Annotated in this window: 15 protein-coding genes; 8 read left to right on the top strand and 7 right to left on the bottom strand. The window is 69.2% G+C overall.

Going from position 1 to position 19,671, the window contains the following annotated elements; all coding sequences use genetic code 11:
- The first annotated feature begins 11 nt into the window (after positions 1-11).
- The 3 genes from IT182_11610 (at position 12) to IT182_11600 (ending at position 1,729) form a co-directional block, all read left to right on the top strand.
- Positions 12-755, top strand: a complete 744-nt coding sequence (locus IT182_11610; GenBank protein MCC6163983.1) for an RNA polymerase sigma factor — start codon at positions 12-14, stop codon at positions 753-755.
- Between the two features lie 120 nt (positions 756-875).
- Entirely contained in the window at positions 876-1,394 is a 519-nt protein-coding gene (locus IT182_11605; GenBank protein ID MCC6163982.1) for a DUF4142 domain-containing protein, read from the top strand.
- On the top strand, positions 1,391-1,729 hold the full coding sequence (locus tag IT182_11600) for a cupredoxin family copper-binding protein (GenBank protein MCC6163981.1): 339 nt from the start codon (positions 1,391-1,393) through the stop codon (positions 1,727-1,729). The genes IT182_11605 and IT182_11600 overlap by 4 nt, the downstream gene beginning before the upstream one ends.
- A 154-nt stretch (positions 1,730-1,883) precedes the next feature.
- On the opposite strand, the gene IT182_11595 is transcribed toward IT182_11600, so the two are convergent.
- Positions 1,884-3,173 carry an amidohydrolase gene (locus tag IT182_11595; GenBank protein ID MCC6163980.1) on the bottom strand — a complete coding sequence of 430 codons (1,290 nt, stop codon included), beginning with the start codon at positions 3,171-3,173 and terminating at the stop codon, positions 1,884-1,886.
- Positions 3,174-3,244: 71 nt separating this feature from the next.
- Between IT182_11595 and IT182_11590 the strand changes: the two genes are divergently transcribed.
- Positions 3,245-4,531, top strand: coding sequence for an acetyl-CoA hydrolase/transferase family protein (locus tag IT182_11590; GenBank protein MCC6163979.1), 1,287 nt, complete (start codon positions 3,245-3,247; stop codon positions 4,529-4,531).
- A gap of 88 nt (positions 4,532-4,619) precedes the next feature.
- On the top strand, positions 4,620-5,903 hold the full coding sequence (locus IT182_11585) for a dipeptidase (protein MCC6163978.1): 1,284 nt from the start codon (positions 4,620-4,622) through the stop codon (positions 5,901-5,903).
- A gap of 41 nt (positions 5,904-5,944) precedes the next feature.
- Here the strand turns inward: IT182_11585 and IT182_11580 are convergent, their stop codons facing one another.
- Positions 5,945-6,799 (bottom strand): tRNA glutamyl-Q(34) synthetase GluQRS, encoded by an 855-nt coding sequence (locus IT182_11580; protein ID MCC6163977.1) that lies wholly within the window; start codon positions 6,797-6,799, stop codon positions 5,945-5,947.
- A gap of 109 nt (positions 6,800-6,908) precedes the next feature.
- Between IT182_11580 and IT182_11575 the strand changes: the two genes are divergently transcribed.
- A complete protein-coding gene (locus IT182_11575) occupies positions 6,909-7,472 on the top strand; it encodes a cob(I)yrinic acid a,c-diamide adenosyltransferase (protein MCC6163976.1) in 564 nt (187 codons plus the stop codon).
- Positions 7,473-7,591: 119 nt separating this feature from the next.
- On the opposite strand, the gene IT182_11570 is transcribed toward IT182_11575, so the two are convergent.
- On the bottom strand, positions 7,592-9,841 hold the full coding sequence (locus IT182_11570) for a TonB-dependent receptor (protein MCC6163975.1): 2,250 nt from the start codon (positions 9,839-9,841) through the stop codon (positions 7,592-7,594).
- 170 nt (positions 9,842-10,011) lie between these two features.
- Positions 10,012-10,374, bottom strand: a complete 363-nt coding sequence (locus tag IT182_11565) for a hypothetical protein (GenBank protein MCC6163974.1) — start codon at positions 10,372-10,374, stop codon at positions 10,012-10,014.
- A 91-nt stretch (positions 10,375-10,465) separates the two neighbouring features.
- On the opposite strand from IT182_11565, the gene IT182_11560 reads away from it, so the two are divergent.
- Positions 10,466-12,316: a diguanylate cyclase gene (locus IT182_11560; protein ID MCC6163973.1), complete on the top strand. Its 1,851-nt coding sequence runs from the start codon at positions 10,466-10,468 to the stop codon at positions 12,314-12,316.
- A 165-nt stretch (positions 12,317-12,481) separates the two neighbouring features.
- Here the strand turns inward: IT182_11560 and IT182_11555 are convergent, their stop codons facing one another.
- Entirely contained in the window at positions 12,482-15,265 is a 2,784-nt protein-coding gene (locus IT182_11555) for a peptidase (protein MCC6163972.1), read from the bottom strand.
- Between the two features lie 46 nt (positions 15,266-15,311).
- Here IT182_11555 and IT182_11550 point away from each other — a divergent pair, with 46 nt between their 5' ends.
- Positions 15,312-15,833, top strand: coding sequence for a GNAT family N-acetyltransferase (locus IT182_11550; protein MCC6163971.1), 522 nt, complete (start codon positions 15,312-15,314; stop codon positions 15,831-15,833).
- Between the two features lie 186 nt (positions 15,834-16,019).
- Here the strand turns inward: IT182_11550 and IT182_11545 are convergent, their stop codons facing one another.
- Both IT182_11545 and IT182_11540 read right to left on the bottom strand, forming a co-directional pair.
- The gene (locus IT182_11545; protein MCC6163970.1) at positions 16,020-18,740 is read right to left on the bottom strand and encodes a peptidase M14; all 2,721 of its coding nucleotides are present in this window, start codon (positions 18,738-18,740) and stop codon (positions 16,020-16,022) included.
- A complete protein-coding gene (locus IT182_11540; protein ID MCC6163969.1) occupies positions 18,737-19,645 on the bottom strand; it encodes a TIM barrel protein in 909 nt (302 codons plus the stop codon). The genes IT182_11545 and IT182_11540 overlap by 4 nt, the downstream gene beginning before the upstream one ends.
- Between the last annotated feature and the right edge of the window lie 26 nt (positions 19,646-19,671).

Below are 19,671 nucleotides of genomic sequence, written 5' to 3'. Positions count from 1 at the left end.
GAGCCTCGCCGATGAATCCGGCCATTCACCAGAACGACGCGACATCGAGCCAGTCGACCGAACCGGACGCGGCGCTGCTGGCGCGCCTTGCCGGTGGCGATCACGGGGCGTTCGAGACGCTCATGCGCCGGCACAATCAGCGTCTCTTCCGTACGGCCCGCGCGATCGTCAAGGACGATGCGGACGCGGAGGAGGTGCTGCAGGATGCCTACATCGAGGCGTACAGGCATGCCGACGGCTTTCGTGGCGACGCCCGGGTCTCCACGTGGCTGACCCGTATCGTCGTGAACACGGCCTTGATGCGCCTGCGAAAGCAGCGCACCCACCCCGTGCTCGTGCCGTTCACGCCAGCCACGCCCGAGGGTCGCGCAGGAGACACAAGCGCGATGACCAGTGCTGCGGAGGCGTCCGACGGCTACGTTCTTCGGACGGAGATTCGGCGGCTGCTCGAACGGCGGATCGACGAACTGCCGGCGACGTTCCGCGCGGTCTTCGTCATGCGCGACGTCGAGGAGATGACGAGCCAGGAGGTCGCCGACGCGCTGTCGCTGCCCGTCGGCACCGTGCGCACGCGGCTGTTCCGCGCGCGCGCGTTGCTCCGCGCCGCGCTCGAGCGCGACATGGACGTGGCCTCCGCCGGCATTTTCGGATTCGCCGGCGCGCGATGCGACCGCATTGTCGTCACCGTCCTCGCTCGGCTTGCATCCGATGCGGCGCAGGGCAGTGAATCATCCGCGCCAGACAACGCACGCTGAGCGCCGGACGCGACACGGGAACGCGGCACCGTTGCGCGCATCCAATCGATCGGAAGGCAGGGCACACGCACGGCGCACTCCCGCGCTGCGGTGCTCTGCCGTTCATTCCGGAGACTGCAGATGAGATCGTCGACATTCGTACTGGCGAGCGCCCTCGCGCTCGTCCCGGCCGTGGCTTTGGCGCAGGCCCCCACTGACGCACAGATCGCCTCCATCGTCGTCACGGCCAACCAGGTGGACATCGATGCGGGCGCGCTGGCCGCCGCGCGTGGCACGCACGCCGACGTGAAGGCGTTCGGCAGGATGATGGAAACCGATCATGCGGGCGTCAACAAGGCCGCGGTCGAACTGGTGACGCGCCTGAAGGTCACGCCTGAAGACAACCCGACGAGCCGCAGCCTGAAGGACGGGGGCGACAAGAACCTGGCCCGTCTGCGCGCACTCAGCGGCGCGGCGTTCGATCGCGCGTACATCGCGCAGGAAGTGGCCTATCACCAGGCCGTGCTCGACGCGGTGGACAAGACGCTCGTGCCCAACGCGAAGAACGCGGATCTCGCGGCGCTGCTCGTCAAGGTCAGACCGGCGTTCGTGGCGCACCTCGAACGCGCGAAGCAGGTGCAGGCGGCACTGGAGCGATAGCCGTGCGAATCATCGTGGTGTCGGCCCTGCTCCTGTCTGCAGGATCGTGCCGCGCGATGCCGGAACCCGTCGTACACACGGTGACGATCGAGGGGTCGACCTTCACACCCGCGGTCGTCACCGCACACGTCGGCGACCGCGTGGTGTGGGTGAACAAGGACTTCATGCCGCACACGGCCACGGGTCGGGGCGATACGTTCGACTCGGGCCTGCTCGCGCCGGACGCATCGTGGACGCTCACGCTCGAGACGCGCGGCACGGTCGACTACGTCTGCACGTACCACCCCACCATGCGCGGCACGCTTCGAGTCGACGGCGCAACCGAGCGGCCATAGGGAGCTACTCCGCTCTCAGCGCGACCGACGGATTGATGCGCGTGGCGCGGCGTGCGGGGAGCCAGGCGGCCAGCAGGCCGACCGCCACCCTGGCTCGCCCCGAACGGCCTGAAGCCCGTTCGCTCCATCCGGAACAGCGGCCGCTGTCGGCCGCCTACTTCCTGTAGAGAAAATCCAGCGCGGCGCCGGCGAGGGCGCGGACGCCGATCGGGAGCGCGTCTTCGTCGATGTCGAAGTACTCGGTGTGGATCATCGCGGTGATGTTCTTCTGCGGGTTGGCGACGCCGAGGAAGAAGAACAGGCCGGGGATGCGCTGCTGGTAGAGGGCGAAGTCCTCGGCACCCATCTGGGGCGGCGGGGCGATGATGCGATCGCGGCCGCCGACCGCATCGGCGAGGACTGGCAGGCTCGCGCTGGCCAGCGTCTCCTCGTTGAACGTCACGGGGTTGCCGTTCGGGAATTCGAACGTGTACGTGGCGCCTGACGCATCGGTCACGCCCTTGATCGTGCGCTCCATCAGCGCCTTCACGCGCTCAGGGCCGCCCTTGCTGAGCGTGCGGACCGTGCCCGTGAGCGTGACGCTGTCGGCGATGATGTTGAAGCGATTGCCGCCATCGATGGTCCCGACCGAGATCACGATCGGCTCGACGGCGTTGTTCATCCGGCTCGGGATGGTCTGCAGCGCGTTGACGACCTGCGCGGCAATCGGGATCGGATCGATGCCGGTGTGCGGATAGGCGGCGTGCGTCTTCTTGCCCGTGATCGTCAGCGTGAAGCGATTGCTGCTCGCCATCGCGGCACCAACGTTGACGCCGAGCGTGCCCACCTGCAGCGTGGGCATCACGTGGAGCCCGAACACTGCCGCCGGAGACGGGCCTGCGAAGACGCCATCGTCGAGCATGCGTTCGGCGCCCGACTTGCCGCCGTCCGGGTCGCCTTCCTCCGCCGGCTGGAAGAGGAACACGACCGTGCCCGGGAGTTCCGCACGCATCCCGGCCAGCACTTCGGCCACGCCGAGCCCGATCGACACGTGCGCGTCGTGCCCGCACGCGTGCTTCACGTTGGGGACCGTCGACTTGTACGGGACGTCGATCAGCTCGGGAATCGGCAGCGCGTCCATGTCGGCGCGGATACCGACGACCTTGCCGGGCTTGCCGCCCTTCAGCACGCCCACCACGCCCGTGACGCCCACGCGCTCGCGCACCTGGTCGAACCCCAGTGCGCGCAGGCGCTCCACGACGAGCGCCGCCGTGCGCGTCTCGCGGAAGCCGAGTTCCGGATGCCGATGGATGTCGCGCCGCGTCTCGACGAGTCGTGGCGTGAGTGCCGCGGCCTGCGCCGCCACCTTCTGCCGCACCGCCGCGGGCACGCTGATGTCCTGTGCCGACGCAACGGCCGGAAGGACCGCGCAGCATGCCACCGCCATGAGGGAACGCACTGTCATGCCGCCAATCCTATCGCGTCGATTCCCCGATGCGGCAGCGCTCCCCGCGCCGGTGATCCAGAATACGTGTCATGACTTCGGACTGGTCCTCGCGTGCCGTGGCTGCAGACGATGCCGTGGCCGGCATTCGCAGCGGGATGAAGCTGTTCGTTCACGGCGCGGCGGCCACGCCGACCACGCTCCTCGAAGCGCTCGCGCGGCGCACCGATCTCGAAGGTGTCACCGTCTACCACCTGCACACGGCAGGGCCCGCCCCGTTCGCCGACGCCGGACAGGAAGGCCGCTTCCGGTCCGTCTCGCTGTTCACGGGCGCGCCCCTGCGGGGGCCGATCGCCGACGGCCGCGCGGACTACGTGCCGATCTTCCTCTCGGACATCCCGGGGCTGTTCCAGCACGGGCGCGTGAAGCTCGATGCCGCGCTGCTCACGCTGTCGCGGCCGGATCGCCACGGCCTGTGTACGCTCGGCACGTCCGTCGATGCCGCGCGCGCCGCTGCCGACACGGCCGCGCTCGTCATCGCGGAAGTGAACACGCAGATGCCGCGCACGCGAGGCAACGTGGTCGTGCCGGTGAGCCGGCTCGACGCGTTCATCGCCAACGATCGGCCGCTGCACGAACACGCGACGGCCGCCGAAACGGACGTCGAGGCCGCGATCGGGGCGCTCGTCGCGGATCTCGTGGAAGACGGCTCGACGCTGCAGATGGGCATCGGCGGCATCCCCGACGCCGTCCTGCGCCGCCTGGGCAACAAGGTGGACCTCGGCGTCCACACCGAGATGTTCTCGGATGGTCTCGTCGATCTTCAGCTGAACGGCGTCATCACCAACCGGCACAAGGTGGTCCATCCCAACCGCACCGTGACGTCGTTTGTCAACGGCACGCGGCGCCTGTTCGATTTCGTGGACGACAACCCGCAGGTGGAGTTCCACCCGTGCGACCGCACGAACGACACGGCGCAGATCCGGCGCAACCCGCGCGTGGTGGCGATCAACTCGGCGATCGAGATCGACCTCACGGGCCAGGTCTGCGCCGACTCGATCGGCTACCGGATATTCTCGGGCATCGGCGGACAGATGGATTTCATCCGCGGCGCCGCGCTCTCACCGGGCGGCAAACCGATCATCGCGCTGCCGTCCACCGCCGCCAGGGGCACGCTCTCCCGCATCGTCGGTTCGCTGAAGCCTGGCGCCGGCGTGGTGACCACGCGCGGGCACGTCCACTGGGTGGTCACCGAGTACGGCGCCGTCAACCTGCACGGCGCATCGATCCGCGAACGGGGCGAGATGCTCGTCAGCATCGCGCACCCCGACTTCCGCGCCGAACTGCGGCGCACGCTCGCCGACATCCGTCGCGTCTGACCCGCGAACTCCCATGGCACACACCTCCTCGCCCCGCTCCGTCCCGTCGTCAATCACGTACGCGATCGCCGCAAGCGCGTGTGCGTGCATGGTCACGCTCGCCGCCGGATGCGGGGCGTCGCCGTCGGCCGAGCATGCCGCCACGGAACAGGGCGGAGACGTGGTCGCGCGCGTGGACCGTGTGCTGAAGGCGTCGCCCGTGTTCGACGGGCACAACGACCTGCCGTGGGAGATGCGGCAGCGCGTGGCGTACGACTTCGATCGCATCGACGTCGCGCAGTCGCAGCCGCAACTCATGACCGACATCCCGCGCCTGCGCACGGGACACGTCGGCGCGCAGTTCTGGTCGGTGTACGTGCCTGCCGATCTGCAGGGCGACGCCGCCGTGAGCGCGACGCTCGAGCAGATGGACGCCGTTGTCGAGATGGCGCGGCGCTACCCCGCGGTGTTCACGCTGGTGCGCACGGCAGACGAAGCGGAGCGGGCGATGCGCGACGGTCGGCTTGCGTCGCTGATGGGCGTCGAAGGCGGCCACTCGATCGACAGCTCGCTCGCGACGCTCCGCATGCTGCACCGCATCGGCGCCGGGTACATGACGCTGACGCACTCGCGCAACACGCCGTGGGCGGAGTCGACGGCCGCGAACCCGAAGATCGGCGGGCTGTCTGCGTTCGGTGCAGAGGTCGTCCGCGAGATGAATCGTCTCGGCATGCTGGTGGACCTGAGCCACACGTCGCCGGACACGATGGCTGCCGCGATCCGGGTGTCGCAGGCGCCGGTCATCTTCTCGCACTCCAACGCGCGCGCACTCTGCGACGTGCCGCGCAACGTGCCCGATGCGGTCCTGCAGTCGCTGACCGGCAACGGCGGTATCGTGATGGCGACGTTCGTGCCGGGATTCGTCTCGCAGGACGTCGCCGACTACGGCGCACGCCTCCAGACGCAGACGCAGTTGCTGCAGGCGCAGCACGGCGGCAACGCAGCCGCCGCGCAGGCCGGGATCGACGCGTGGAAGCAGGCCAATCCCGCGCCGCGCGCGACGCTCGTGCAGGTGGCCGACCACATCGATCACATCCGCAAGGTGGCGGGCATCGACCACATCGGCGTCGGCGGCGACTTCGACGGCATCACGTCGGTCGTGCAGGGGCTCGAGAACGTGAGCACGTATCCGGCGCTGTTTGCCGAACTCGCGCGGCGAGGGTACTCCGACGAGGACCTCGCGAAGATCGCGAGCGGCAACATCCTGCGCGTGATGCGCGGCGCCGAAGCTGCCGCGGCGCGTCTGCAGCAGAGCATGCCCGCGCCGTCGATCAAGACCATCGAAGGCGTCGACGGCGTGACCAAACGCGGCGTGCCCGTCGCCGCGCGTTGACCCACACACGGTCGGGCCTGTACGCCGAGACGTCGCGGCCGTCATTCGGCATTCGTCATTCGGCATTCCACAGGTCCGAGTGGGCCCGCCGTTGGCTTCCATCGGTCGAGAGCCGCATCGAGCGACGTGGCGTCCGATACGCCAAGCCAGGGCAGGACGAGACCCCACACGTCGGCCGGCGTGGCGCCGGCGTCGCGCAGCGCACCCACGTGGGCAGACCCGTGCGATTTGGAGAGCTTCCTTCCATCGGCACCGAGGACGAGCGGCGTGTGCAGCCAACGCGGCGGCGGCGCGCCAAGGGCTTCCCACAGCTGCACCTGCACGGCCGTGTACGCCAGCAGGTCGCTGCCTCGCACCACGTCGTTCACACCATCGGCGACATCGTCGGCCACCACGGCCAGGTTGTACGACACGAGACCGTCGCTCCGCACGAGGACCGGATCGCCGAACGCCCTCGGATCTGCTCGTTGCGTCCCCCATCGTCGGTCGACGAACGTCATCTCGCCAGGCTCCAGGCGAAACCGGATCGCGCCGTCGGTGTGGTCGCGATCCGCGCAGTGGCCCTGACATCCTGCGCCCAGCGGCAACGGCGCTGCGCGCATCGCCCGCGTACACCGGCAGCGATACGTCCGCGGCGCAAGTCGCGCAAGCCCCTGCCCGTAGTCGCGCCGCGACTGCCGCATGGTCTCGTCGTCCCACGTGAGCCCGAGCCATGTCATGTCGTCGCGCAGCGCCTGCTCCACATCGGGTCGCGCGCGCTCGCGGTCCACGTCCTCGATTCGCAACAACAGCCGTCCACCGGCCGCGCGCGCCGACAGCCACGCGCCGCCGAACGCACACACGTTCCCCAGGTGCAGCAACCCCGACGGAGTGGGCGCCAGTCGACCGACGATCATCAGGACACGATACAGCGCAAGACAGACCGGCAACCGATCACACACCATCGAGCGGTGGGAGGCGACCGGCCGGGCGCGGAAGGAACCCTCGCGTCGTACGATCGTCCTCATGCCCCGACTGACACGCATCTACACGCGCAAGGGAGACGATGGGACGACGGGACTCGGAGGTGGGCAGCGGGTGGCGAAGGACTCGTTGCGCGTGGCGGCGTATGGCGCCGTCGACGAGTTGAACTCGGTGCTTGGCGTCGCGCTGGCCGGGGGGCTCGTACCACGACTGGCCGCGGTGCTGCCCATGATCCAGAACGAGCTGTTCCACCTCGGCTCCGACCTGTGCTTCCTCGAAGAGGACAAGACGCGCTTCGCGCTCCCGCAAATCGCGCAACGGCACGTCGATGCGCTCGAAGGCCTGATGGACGAGCTCAATGAGGTGGTCGGCCCGCTCGAGAACTTCGTGCTGCCCGGCGGTGCGCGCGGCGCGGCGCACCTGCACGTGGCGCGCACGATCTGCCGGCGCGCCGAGCGCGAGGTCATCGCGCTCGGACGCCAGGAGACGATTGGTGCGTACGTCGTGGCTTACCTGAATCGCCTGTCGGATGCGCTGTTCGTCATGGCTCGCTACGAGAACCACACCTGCGGCGTCGCCGAACCACTCTGGGACAGCCGGTTGTAATCCGGCAACCGGTAATCGGCAACGGGCAACCGGTCAGTCGGGGACATGCGTCTTCGGTCCCCGCTACCCGGCGTGCCGTGTCCGGTTGCCGGTTGCCGGTTGCCGGTTGCCGATGACGTTCAGAACTTCACGCTCCACACCACCCTCGCGTTTCGGCCCATCTCGGGGACGATGTCCTTCACGAGACTGAGGTGGTTCCGGTACAGCACGTCGGTGGCGTTGTCGAAGCGCGCCGAGACGGTGTGCAGCAGCCTGCCTGCCTGCACCGAGTACGCGCCGAACAGGCGGAGCGTGGTGTAGCCGTCCGTGGGTGTCTCGATGTCGAACGTGCGGCGCTGCGCGCGTGCGGTCAGCACCTGGCCGCCGACCTGCCACGCGTTGCGGTGGTACTGCAGGCCACCGATGATGCGCACCGGCGGGACGCGCGGCAGCGGGTCGCCTGAATCGCGCAGCGTCCCGCGCACCGAGTCGAGACCGAGTTCGAGGTGCAGCCCCGCGCCGAGGTCGATGTCGGCGTGCGCTTCCACGCCCTGCAGTCGCGCGTCGCGACCCACGAACTCGACGATCGGAAGCTCCTCGTCATGTCCATGCCCGCCGTGATCATCGTCATGATCGTGGTCATGGTCGTGATCGTCACCACCGCCGAACCGCGCCTCGTACGCCTCTTCGCCGAGCGGGCTGCGGAAGATGTAGTCGTTCACCGTGTTGTTGAAGTACGTGACCTCGGCCGACACGCGCTTCAGACGCACGCGATAGGAGACGTCGAGCCCGTACGCGATCTCCGAGCGCAGGTCGTCGTTGCCGACCTCGAACGAGAAGTTGCCGGCGTGCAGTCCGTGGAAGTAGAGCTCTTCCAGTGCCGGATTGCGCGCCGCGCGCGCGAAGCTCACCGCCAGCGTGCTCTGCTCGGTGGGGCGCACCAGCGACCCCAGTGAGAACGACACGTTGTTGAACGTGCGCGGCCGGAGGCCACCCTCGGGCTGGTAGTCTGCGCGATCGAACCGTGCGCCGAACTGCACCGTGGCGTGCGACCACGACAGCTCCTGATAGCTGAAGGCCGAGAGCACCTTCTGGTCGACGGGCGGCGACAGCGCTTCCGCGCCATCGGCCGAGAACTGCCGCGCGTAGCCCGACACACCCACGGTGCCCGTCAATCGACCCACGGGACGATGCATGGCGCGCACGTCGACGTCGACCATGTCGTTCTCGAAGCTCGTGCCCACTTCGGAACCTTCGAGCTCGTCGTGGCGATAGCGGTGATACGACACGGAGCCGCGCACAGACGAGAACAGCCCGTCGAGATTGCGCGCTTCGCCGCGCACGCCGTACACCTGCCGCCGCGGCGTGAGCGAGATCTCGCCGCCTTCGATCACGGGCACGCCGTACTTCGTGTCGTCGATCTGCACACCGGCCCCGAGGTAGGCGTGCTCCGAAGTGCGCGACACGCCGATGTTGGCAAACGCCGCGCGCGACTGCGTGTTGTCGACCTTGCCCTCGGGCGTGTCGTACTCGCCTGCGCGACGGCCAGACGCGCCGATGTTCATCGCCCACGCGCCGTTGCCGACCGTGAGGTCACCGGCCACGCTCGCCTGGCTGGCGTTGCTCGCCACATCCACCTGCGTGGCGCCCGTCACGCGCGTCACTGGTGCTGTCGGAATCTGATTCGAGATGACGTTGACGAGACCGCCGATGGCGTTGGGCCCATAGAGCAGCGTCGCGGGACCGCGCACCACTTCGACCTGCGTCGCCGCGGCCGGATTGATCGGCACGCCATGATCGCCGGACTGGCTGGAGAGGTCCGCGGTGCGCTGACTGTTCTGCAGGATCAGCACGCGGTCACCGTCCTGCCCTCGGATGACAGGACGCGAGGGCCCCGGGCCGAGCGACCGCTCGGCCACGCCGGGCTCGTTCTTCAGCAGCGCACCGAGCGACCCGTCGGTCTTCAGATCCAGCTCCTGCCCCGACAGCACCGTTGTCGGCTGGTAGGACTCGAAGGGGTCGCGTGGCGCCGGACCCACGGTGATGGCCTCGGCGTAGTGGAGATCGTCCTGCAGCACGAACTCCAGTGGCGCCACCGGGCCCGTCAGCGCAACCTCGTGCCGCACGGGCAGGAACCCCTGCACGCTCGCCCTGACGTGGATGACGCCCGACGCGGAAACCGGCAGGACGAAGGCGCCATTCTCGTCCGTGACGACGACCGTCCCGCGCTCTTCGAGAGTGATGGTGACGCCGGGCAGCGGCGTCCTCGTCTCGCCGGCAACGACGGTGCCGCGCACCTCGCGTGGTGACGGCTGCGCTGACGCGAGACGTGGAAACAGGAAGACGACCAGCAACAGCGCGAGGACACGACCGGTCCACGGACGTCGCACGGCAGCCGAAGCAATGCCAGAGCACATCATGAGGAGCACACTCCACGCAGGGCGATGAACGATCACCGCAAGCGGGTACGCCATGGCGACCCGCCGGTGCCGGCGACTGCGACGCGGCACCAGAACCCGGTATTCGAGATGAAGGACGCGAACGGTCGGCGCGATGCCGGTCAGGCGTGTGCGGGTGGTGCGCGGGCGGGAAGGCCGGATCGCACGGCCGCGCGCGGCGCGGCGGCCTGCGAGTCGATCCAGCTGACTGCGGACCTGTCTGGCGCGACGAATGTCGCGGCCGATTCGAGGCACCCGATGCTCAGTGACGAGGCCGCCTGACAGAACAGGCACGGCTCTTCCTGCTTACCCTCGGGCAGCGCACCGGGTGCGATGCCATGGTCGGCAGGATCGTGGACGATGCTGAGGACGTGCGTGTTCTCGCCGGCGGCATGACCGGAGAGGATCAGGCCCAGCGGGCCGGCGGGTCCAACGACCAGCAGACACAGCAGCCACAACGCCCGAAGCCGGGTCGCCAGCGTCACGACCATCCATTCAACACTGCCACCGGCCCCCCGGCGCGTCAAGACCCGTGCATTGCGGGCGCGATCGAAGCGCGCCATACTTGACGATTCCGTGTCTCGCGTCCTCGATCCCGCCCTGTTTCGGCCCGTGACGGCCGCGTGCGTCCTCGGTGGCGTGCTGCTGGTCGCCGCCGGATGGACCGTCACAGGGGCGTTCGTCCTTGGTGTGGCCCTGGGCGCGGGCCTGGCGAGCCTCGGGTCCGGCGCCACCGCCACGGGGCGGCGCGACACGGGTCGGAGCGACGCGCACGACACGGCATCGGCGGCACTCGTGGAGACGCTCGCTGGCGCCATCGACACCAAGCACGATCCCTCCGGACGACGCCTGCACCGACGTCGATCGTGGGCCGTGGCGCTGGCGGAAGCGAGCCGCCTGCCGTCGGCCGACGTCGAAGCCCTGCGGACAGCCGCCCTCTTGATCGACGTGGGCCAGCTCGCGGTTCCGGCGCACATCCTGTCCAAGCCAGGACCCCTCTCGGTCGAGGAGTTCCACAAGATCCGCATCCATCCGCAAGTGAGTGCCGACCTGATCGCGGGCCTGCCGCTGCCGGATGCTGTCGCCGCGTTCGTCCGCGCGCACCACGAACGATGGGACGGCAAGGGCTATCCGGAGGGGCTGCAGCAGGATGCGATTCCAGTCGGCGCGCGCGTGCTGGCCGTTGTCGATCACTACGACGCGCTCGTGAGCGACAGGCCGTATCGCGAACGGCTGACCGGTGAGGCCGCCATGGCCGTCCTGCGCGAGGAAGCCGGCAGGTCGCTGGACCCGCAACTCGTGGATCGGTTCATCGCGCTCCTGCCCACGCTCGATGGCGCCGCGCGCGAGGTGCCCACCGGGTCGTCGCTCGTGTCGATCGTCTCCGCCCACCGCGAAGACGCCGCGCTCTTCGAGATCTCGCAGGGCATCTCGGCTGGTCTCGGCGTGGACGGCACGGCGCGACTGCTCGCGCGCGAACTCCGTCGCGTGATCCCGTACTCGAGCGTGGCGCTGTATCTCTATGACAGCGCGTCGCGCGCCTTCACGGCGGTCTTTGCCGAGGGCTTCGACGCCGAGCTGCTCTCCGCGGTGCGCGTCGGCGTCGACGCGGGAGTATTCGGTCAGGCGGTGCGCGACAAGCGCGCGGTGGCCAACGTGGATCCGCAGGCGTACATCGCCGGGACGACGCACGAGACCACGCGACTCCGATCGTCGATCGTGTGCCCGCTCCTCGGTGAGCGGAACGATCTGGTGGGTGCACTGGCCGTCTACCACGTGACGCCGGAGTGCTACACGGCCGACGAGTGCCGGCTGCTCGAGATGGTGGCGCGGCAGGCCGGGCCCGCACTGAGTCACGCGCTGCAGTTGTCGCGCGCGCAGGCCGAAGCGCTCACCGATCCGCTGACGGACCTGCCGAACACGCGCTTCCTGTGGATGCACCTCACGCAGGAGCTCGCGCGCGCCGGACGACAGGCGTCGCGGCTCGCACTGTTGCTCCTCGACGTGGACGACTTCAAGTCGCTCAACGACAGGGACGGGCACCAGGTCGGCGATGCCGCGCTCCGAGAACTCGCGACGGTGCTGCGCCAGGCCGTGCGTCCGTACGACGTCTGCGCGCGCTACGGCGGAGACGAGTTCGTCGTGGTTCTCGCCGACTGCCGGCGCAAGGAAGCGGAAGAGCGCCTTCGCGATCTCCAGGCACGGATCGCCGCCCACACCATGCGTCTGCCGGACGGTCGCACCTTCTCTGTGACCGTCAGCATCGGCGCCGCCGTCTTCCCCGCAGACGGCGAGTCGGCAGAGGCGCTCCTCGCCACGGCCGACGTGCACATGTATCAGGACAAGCAGCGCCCGCGCGTCAGGCGCGACACCGATGGGCCGGGCCCGTTCCCGGTCCTGCCGCCACCCCCACATCACACGATGTAGCACGGGGGTGGACGGGCCAGTCGGCAACCCGACAACCGGCAACCGGAATGGATGCCACGGGCTTCAGCCCGTGGTGCTGCCACCCACAAGGGGTGCCCCTACGACCGTCAGACCGGTGCCCGGTGCCCGGTGCCCGGTGCCCGGTGCCCGGTGCCCGACAGGATTCTACTGTCGCAAAATCCCGTTGAAGAGGAATTTGAACGTGCCGTGCGGCTGGGAGCGGAACGTGATCTCCGGGCCGAAGAGCACGAGGCGGCCCGCGCCGACCCTGGCTTCGGCGATCGCGACGCCACCTTGCAGGTGCTGCTGGCCCCACGCCCATCCACTGCGAAGCGGCGTGGCCGAATCGAACCACGCGATCGGCGTGAGTCCCCTGGCCTGCGCGTCGGCCGGCAGCGTGAACACCGGGCTGTTGTCGAAGTACACGTCGGTGTCTGCGCGCAGACCCTGCGACAGCGCGTGCGCCGTGTCCACCTTCACGCGGAGCACCGATCCCGGCACGTAGTACTGCTCGTCGGCGAGCGGCGCACCGGCGCCGTCGACGAGCTTGTTGCCTACCGGCAGGCCGAGGTGTGTCGCAAGCGACGTCGAGCCGCCGATCGACAGCACCTGCCCGCCACCCTCGAGGAACGCGCGCAGTTGTGGCAGCGTGGTGGTCGTCGAGAACGATCCGATGCGCGATCGGAACTCCTCGGGGATGGCCTCGACGCGCGGCGCACGAGGCACGAAGCCACCGCGCGCCGGATCGGGGATCGCGCCGTCGGGCAGGATCAGTACGTCGAACTTTGTCTTCAGCTCGCCGGCGTCAATCTGCGGGACGTACACGACCTCGTACGGGAACTCGAACTGTTCGAGCACGAGGCGCAGCCAGCCGGACGGCATCGATCCGCCGTAGCGATCCCAGAGCGCCAGCCGCACGCGCTTCAACACGTGCCCCGCTGGCGTGGCCGCGCCGGTGCGGCCTTCGAACGAGACGCCCGTCGCCGTGGCGATGTCCGACAGCCGCGCGCGCGTCTGGCGGGTCGCCGACACGCGGAACTGGCCGTCGGGCAGGCGTTCGACCCTGTCGCCCGCAGCCAGCAGCCGATTGACGGCACGGAACGCCTGGTTGCTCGCGTGCGAGAACACGTACGTCGTCGCGTTGGGGGGCCCTGTCACGGTGCCCGCGGGAATCGTGAGCTCGTCGGCCACGCGCTCGAACGATCCGTCGAGTCCGTCGAGCAGGCGATCGAACTGCACGCCCATCTGGAAGGCGAGCGTCCAGCCCGCGCTGTCGTAGGGCGGGATGGGCGGACCGCCGGGATACTGGAAGTCGTCGGGGTGATCCTGCGGCTCGAACATGTCGAGCACGTGCGGCCTGAATGCCTGCGCCGTCTTCACGATGAGCGAACCCGCCGGATACGTCTTCCCCTGCGCGGAGAACGGGCTGCCCGCGCGATGTACGGTGATGCCCGCGCGGATCAGCGTATTGACGAACGCGATCGCCGTCTGGAAGTCGGGCTGATCCGACGGCAGGACGTAGGCGCGCGCGTCACGCAGCGCGGGGTCGCGCAGCACGGAGTCGAACAACACGCGCGGCGGACTCGCCATGCCGCGCGCGCCACGCGCGGGCGCGGCGTTCGCACCAACCGCTTCACGCACCTTCTGCACGCGCCTCGGATACGTCGTCCACGTGTCGCGCTGGCCGCGCTCGATCGAGTTGCGGCCCATGCGCCAGATGTTGAAGAGGAACTGTTCGCGATAGCGCGCGGCCACGTCGAGCACGGCGCGATTGGCGGTCACCGAGTAGTCGACGCTCTGGCGCATGTGCCACGTCTGCGGCTCGATCGGATACGGGAGATCGGTGCTCGCCAGTTGACGCTCGGGCCGGAACGGGATCTCCATCGGCGTCGGGTTGCCGATGGTCTCGGTGAGCAGGCCCACCATGTTGTGGAAGTACACGGTGGTGCGCAGGCCGCCGTTCCACCACGTGGAATAGTTGGCGCCGCGACGCGTCGTGACCCCGGGCTTGGCCTCCGCCGCGAACCGCGTGTGCATCGCCGCGCCGACGAGATCGATGCTCGTGGGGATCAGCGGATCGAAGACGTAGTTGAACGGATCGCGGAACGGCGGCGCGAACATCACCGTGCCGATCGGGCCCGTCTGGTGGTGGTTGTACATGATCTGCGGGAACCACTCGCGGAAGAGCTGACGGCTCATGTTGGACGTCTCGGCGAGCGCGGTCATGTACGAATCGCGGTTGTTGTCGTGTCCGGCGTACTTCTGGTACAGGCGCGGCAGGTCGTCGAGCGACCGCTTCAGGGGATCGCGCTCGCGCAGGTACCAGTTGGCCACGAGGTCGTGCCCATCGGGATTGGCGTGCACGAAGAGGATGACGACCTGGTCGAGGATGCGCAGCGTCTCGGCGTCGTTGCCGCTCACGAACTGGTACATCGTCTCGATGAGCTGCTGCGCGCCGAGCGTCTCGTTGGCGTGCAGGCCGCCGTCGATCCACACGACCGCCTTGCCTTCCGTCGCGAGGGCACGCGCATCGGCCTCCGTGACGACGTCCTCGGCCAGCGCCAGCCGCCGCGCGATCGTCTTGAGCCGATCCAGCCTGCGGTGGTTCTCCGGTGACGTCACGATGCCCATCAGCTGCGTACGGCCCTCGGCCGTCCTGCCGATGTCGACGACGGTCAGGCGGTCGGACTCGGCGTCGAGCTTGCGCCAGTAGGCGCTGAGCTGCTCGTACGTCGCAAGCTGGTAGTCATCGCCGATCGCGAAGCCGAACTGCTCCTTCGGTGACGTGACCTTCTGCGCGGCGGGGACGACGATGCCCGCCGGCTGACCCGGATCGGCTGCACGCGCGTACGCGGCAGTGCCGATGACGAGGGTCCCCAGGGCGAGACCGGTCAGGAACGACGCGCGCACCGCGCGCGAGCTACAGCCGAAAGGCAGGGACGATGGCATGGGCATGGGCGTGACGGTCGGAAAGCAGGCGCATCATACCAGTGGCATGCGGGGCGTGATGATCAGACAGGCCGTCGAGGACGATGCCGAGGCGATTGCTGCGGTGTGTACTCGCGCGGCCAGCCGCGCCTACGCGGGACTGGTCACCGATGAGTACGTCGCCCGGGTGGTCGCGCATTTCCATGCGCCCGCGCGCGTGCGCCGCGAGGTCGCCCCCGCGGAGGGCTGGTTCGGGTTCGCGGTGGCCGAATGCGATCAACAGGTGGTCGGCGCGGCAGGCACCGGACGGAGCGCGCACGACGCGTCGGCCTGCGAGCTGTACACGCTGCACGTCGATCCGCCGCACCAGCGGGAGGGCGTGGGCCGCGCGCTCGTGGCCCACAGCGTGGCGCAGGCGCGAGTGGCCGGCGCCCGACATCTCGATGTGGCCGTGATGCCGGGCAACATGGGGGCGATCCGGTTCTACCAGGCGTGCGGATTCGTCGCCGCGGGCGACCGTCCCATCTACGCCCCGCACGGCGAGGAAGGCGGCCCCGCCGTCGCGCTGGTCTTCATGCGACGGCTGTAGAGGCTGTGAAGCCATCGCGCGCATTCGGGAAGGCGCGGGTCCTGTCGCCGGACAGCCCCACCCGTCCTCGGCGCGAACGGCCCTTGTACGACTGACGCGCCTGCGCGCGGGCGGGGCGACCCCGTCCGGCGCCACCCGCGCCGAGACGCGATGGCTTCACAACCTCTGTAGCCCGGCATTCGGCATTCAGTGTGCCGGGCCGAGCAGGATCGCGTTGATGAAGAGGAGTTCCGTACCCTCCGTGAACGCGCGGAAGTTGGGGTCCTCGGCAAACGCCACCACGTGTCCGCGGCCGCGCGGCTGCACGATCACGGCGGCCTTGTTCCCGAGTTGGGTGCGCGCCTCGGGCCACATCAGGCCCGCAATCACCGCATCGTCTCCCGTCGCGTAGGTGGCCACGTTGCGCCCCTTGTCGAGCGTGATCGGAGAGAACACGCGGGTGCCTTCGACCATCACGTGCAGGCTGGAGCCCGTACCTGCGGCCAGCCAGTGCTCGGTATCGACGTTGGTGCGCATCAGCGCGCCCGATGTCGACACCGGCGCCTCGTCGCGCGGCTGCGTGGCCTTCTCGATGTCTATCGGCTTGCCGGGTTCTGCGCTCGCCGTCGCGGGAGCGCTCCCGCCGGACGGGCGTGCGTTTCCGCTGTTGCCCTGCCCGCCGGCAGCCGGCGCACTGCCCGACGACTCGGGGCGGCCGTCGCGCCGTTCCGGCGTGGTGTCGAGCAGGCTCACGCCGTCGCGCGTGGCCCACCGGGTCGCCTCGGCGATCGTCACGAGCGTGCCGCCCGCACTCACCCAGTCCTTGACGCGCTGCAGGTTCGGCCCGGTGAGCGCCTGCGTGTAGTTGCCCGACGGGAGCACGAGAACGTCGAAGCGCGTCAGGTCCGCCATCCCCATCGCGCTCATGCGCACGACCGTGACCCGCTGGCCGAAGCGGCGCTCGAGGACGTAACGCGCCCAGCCGGCGCTCTGCGACGACACGGGCGAGTCCCAGGCCATCAGCACGCGCGGCGTCTTCAGGGGCACCACGAGGTTGCTGCCGAGCGAGATGCCTGTTTCCGTGAATGCCGAGTCGAGCGCGACGACGTCCGCGTGGTGCTCGGTCACGAGTCGCGACAACGTGGCGGGCAGGTCGCCCGGATTCTCGGCCGTGCGGAACAGCGCCGTCCCCGGCGGATACGTGCGTCCGCCGAGCGTGAAGCTCTCGTCCGCGAACCGCGCGCGCAGGCCGGCCGCCTGCGCGGCCACCATGAGACGCGCGGTGCCGAGCCCCCACGGCAGCACGTAGCCCACCTTCGCGGCAGGAAGCGAGACCGCCTGCGGCGCCACGACGGCCGTGGTCCGCAGCGTGGAGACGGGCCTGTCGAAGGAGACCACGTCGACCGCGTACGCCGACGGCAGGTGCCAGCCCGTGACGTCGTACATCTGATCCGGCAGCCGCTTGCGCCGACGGCGATCCTGCTCCTTCACGAAGGCCTCAGGCTGCGCGATCGCGGGATCGAGCAGGTTCTGGAGCAGGCGCCCGCCAGGCTGCGCGGCAGGCACCACGTACGTGCCGGCGGCGAGCGTGCGCCTGCCGACGGTGATCGCATCGGCCGACTGGAGGACATCGAAGCCCTGATCGCGCAGCAGCGTCGCGAACCGGTGCGCGCGCGCCGGGTCGGGCCCCACGGGCACGAGCCATGCGCGGGTCCGTCCCTTCTCCCCTTCCGCGATCGCGCTGCGGCGATACTCGAGGAAGTCGCGCAGCAGTGCCTGCCGGTTGACCGCTGACGTGTGCAGCGTGGTGATGGCCGACGTGAAGTGGCGCAGCACGCCGTCGCGATAGGTCAGCTCGTCGCCGTCGGTGCGCCGCCACACGAGACCGCGCGAGGACGCCATCTCGTAGGTCATGCCGATCGACCCGTGGAAGATCGGCCACGACTCGCCGTATCCCGGGAAGAACGAGTCGAACACCTCGCGATTGAAGTAGGCAAACCCGCGCTCGTCGAACCGCGCGGCGTTGGCCTTCCCGATGGCGTTGAACCAGTGAACCTGCCGCGGCGTGATGTGCGGGTTGAGCGGGTCGGCCGGCGGCGCGAAGTAGTAGCTCGAATCGCCGCCCATCTCGTGCAGGTCCACCACCACCTGCGGATACCACTGCAGGAAGAACTTCGTGCGCCCACGCGTTTCCGACTGAGACTGCGCGAACCAGTCGCGGTTCATGTCGAACAGGTAGTGATTCGCGCGACCACCCGGCCACGGTTCATTGTGCTCGGCAGAGAATGGCTCCGGGTCCGGCCACGGTCCGGATGCCTGCGTGTTGGAAGCCACAAACCGCGCACGACCGTCGGGGTTCTCGAGCGGATCGATCAGGACCAGCGTCTCGCGCAGGATCTGCGTGACCTGCGGGTCGTCCTGCGCGGCGAGCAGGTGGTACGCCTCGAGCAGTGCCGCGTCCACCGAGGAGATCTCGTTGCCGTGCACGGCGTGCATCAGCCACACCGCCACCGGCAGTGAATCGACGAGGGCTTCTCCCTCGCCCGCGGCGAGCACGCGCGGGTCGGCGAGGCGCTGCAGCCCGCGCTGCACCGCGTCGAGCTGCGCCATGCGCTCTGCAGACGCCACGATCAGCACCACGAGCGGACGCCCCTCCCATGTGCGGCCGTACTCGATCAGGCGGGTCCGCGTCGGGGCCGCCTTCGCCAGTGCCTCCAGGTAGGCCACCACGCGATCCGGCGGCGTGATCGCCTCGCCTGGTGCGTAGCCGAGCACCTGCTGCAGCGTCGGAATCGAGGCGTCGTACCGCACGCCGGGCGCGAACGGCATCGGGGCCGGCTGCTGCGCCGGCGTCTGCGCAAAGGAGGGCGAGGCCATCGCCCCCGAGAGGGCGACGGCCAGGATGGCGGCGGAGAAGCGTGCGATCACAGATATCCCTGCAGGTGGCGTTCCAGGAGCGCCCTGGTGGCCTTGATGCCCTCGGGCTCGCCAAGGGTGTTGCCTTCGTATTCGATGCCGATGAAGCCGCGATACGGCGACGCGATGACGATGTCGAGCATCCGCCGATAGTCGATCTGCGTCTCGTTGCCCTGCGCGTCGAAGTCGTGCGTCTTCGCGCTCACGCCCTTGGCGTACGGCATCAGTTCGGCAACGCCCTTGTAGCGGTCGTACTCGATGTCGCGGCTGACGCGGAAGTTGCCGAAGTCCGGCAGCGTGCCCACGCCCGGCATGCCCACCAGCTTCATCACGCCGGCCAGCCACTCGCCGTTGCTCGACAGCCCGCCGTGGTTCTCCACGATGACGCTGATGCCCTGCGTCGCCCCGTACTCGCCCACGCGGCGGAGGCCGTCTGCGGCGAGCTTCTGCTGCTCGGCGAATTCGCCCTGGCTCGCGGCATTGACGCGGATCGCATGACAGCCGAGTGTTCTTGCCGCATCGATCCACGGCTTGTGGTTCTCGACCGCAGTGGTGCGCACGGCGGCGTCGGGCGCGCCGAGCATGCCCTCGCCGTCGATCATGATGAGCACGTTCTTCAGGCCGAACCCCTCGGCACGCGACTTCAGGTCCGCGAGGTAGGCCGCGTCCCTGGCCTTGTCCTTGAAGAACTGGTTGACGTACTCGAGCCCCGTGACGCCGTACTGCTCCTTGGCGAGGCGCGGGAAATCCAGGTTCGTGAACTCCTGCTTGCGCAGCGCACGATGCAGCGACCACTCGGCGAGCGAGATGGCGAAGCGGCCCTTTTCGGGGGCCACGCGGGCCAGGGCGAGGTCGGTGATGGCCAGCGCGGCGCCGGCCGCCGTGGCGGTTCTGAGGAAATCGCGTCTCTTGAGCATGGATGACTCCGGAATGGGCGCTATTT

Source organism: Acidobacteriota bacterium, from assembly GCA_020845575.1.
Lineage (GTDB): Bacteria > Acidobacteriota > Vicinamibacteria > Vicinamibacterales > Vicinamibacteraceae > Luteitalea.
Note: the sequence above shows the minus strand (reverse complement) of the source record. Positions and strands in the feature narration are given on the sequence as shown.

Excerpts from the sequence above, each read along its gene's own strand:
- IT182_11610 (MCC6163983.1), top strand. The coding sequence starts at position 12 with ATGAATCCGGCCATTCACCAGAACGACGCGACATCGAGCCAGTCGACC.
- IT182_11605 (MCC6163982.1), top strand. The coding sequence starts at position 876 with ATGAGATCGTCGACATTCGTACTGGCGAGCGCCCTCGCGCTCGTCCCG.
- IT182_11595 (MCC6163980.1), bottom strand. The coding sequence starts at position 3,173 with ATGACAGTGCGTTCCCTCATGGCGGTGGCATGCTGCGCGGTCCTTCCG.
- IT182_11590 (MCC6163979.1), top strand. The coding sequence starts at position 3,245 with ATGACTTCGGACTGGTCCTCGCGTGCCGTGGCTGCAGACGATGCCGTG.
- IT182_11585 (MCC6163978.1), top strand. The coding sequence starts at position 4,620 with ATGGTCACGCTCGCCGCCGGATGCGGGGCGTCGCCGTCGGCCGAGCAT.
- IT182_11580 (MCC6163977.1), bottom strand. The coding sequence starts at position 6,799 with ATGATCGTCGGTCGACTGGCGCCCACTCCGTCGGGGTTGCTGCACCTG.
- IT182_11575 (MCC6163976.1), top strand. The coding sequence starts at position 6,909 with ATGCCCCGACTGACACGCATCTACACGCGCAAGGGAGACGATGGGACG.
- IT182_11555 (MCC6163972.1), bottom strand. The coding sequence starts at position 15,265 with ATGCCATCGTCCCTGCCTTTCGGCTGTAGCTCGCGCGCGGTGCGCGCG.
- IT182_11550 (MCC6163971.1), top strand. The coding sequence starts at position 15,312 with ATGCGGGGCGTGATGATCAGACAGGCCGTCGAGGACGATGCCGAGGCG.
- IT182_11540 (MCC6163969.1), bottom strand. The coding sequence starts at position 19,645 with ATGCTCAAGAGACGCGATTTCCTCAGAACCGCCACGGCGGCCGGCGCC.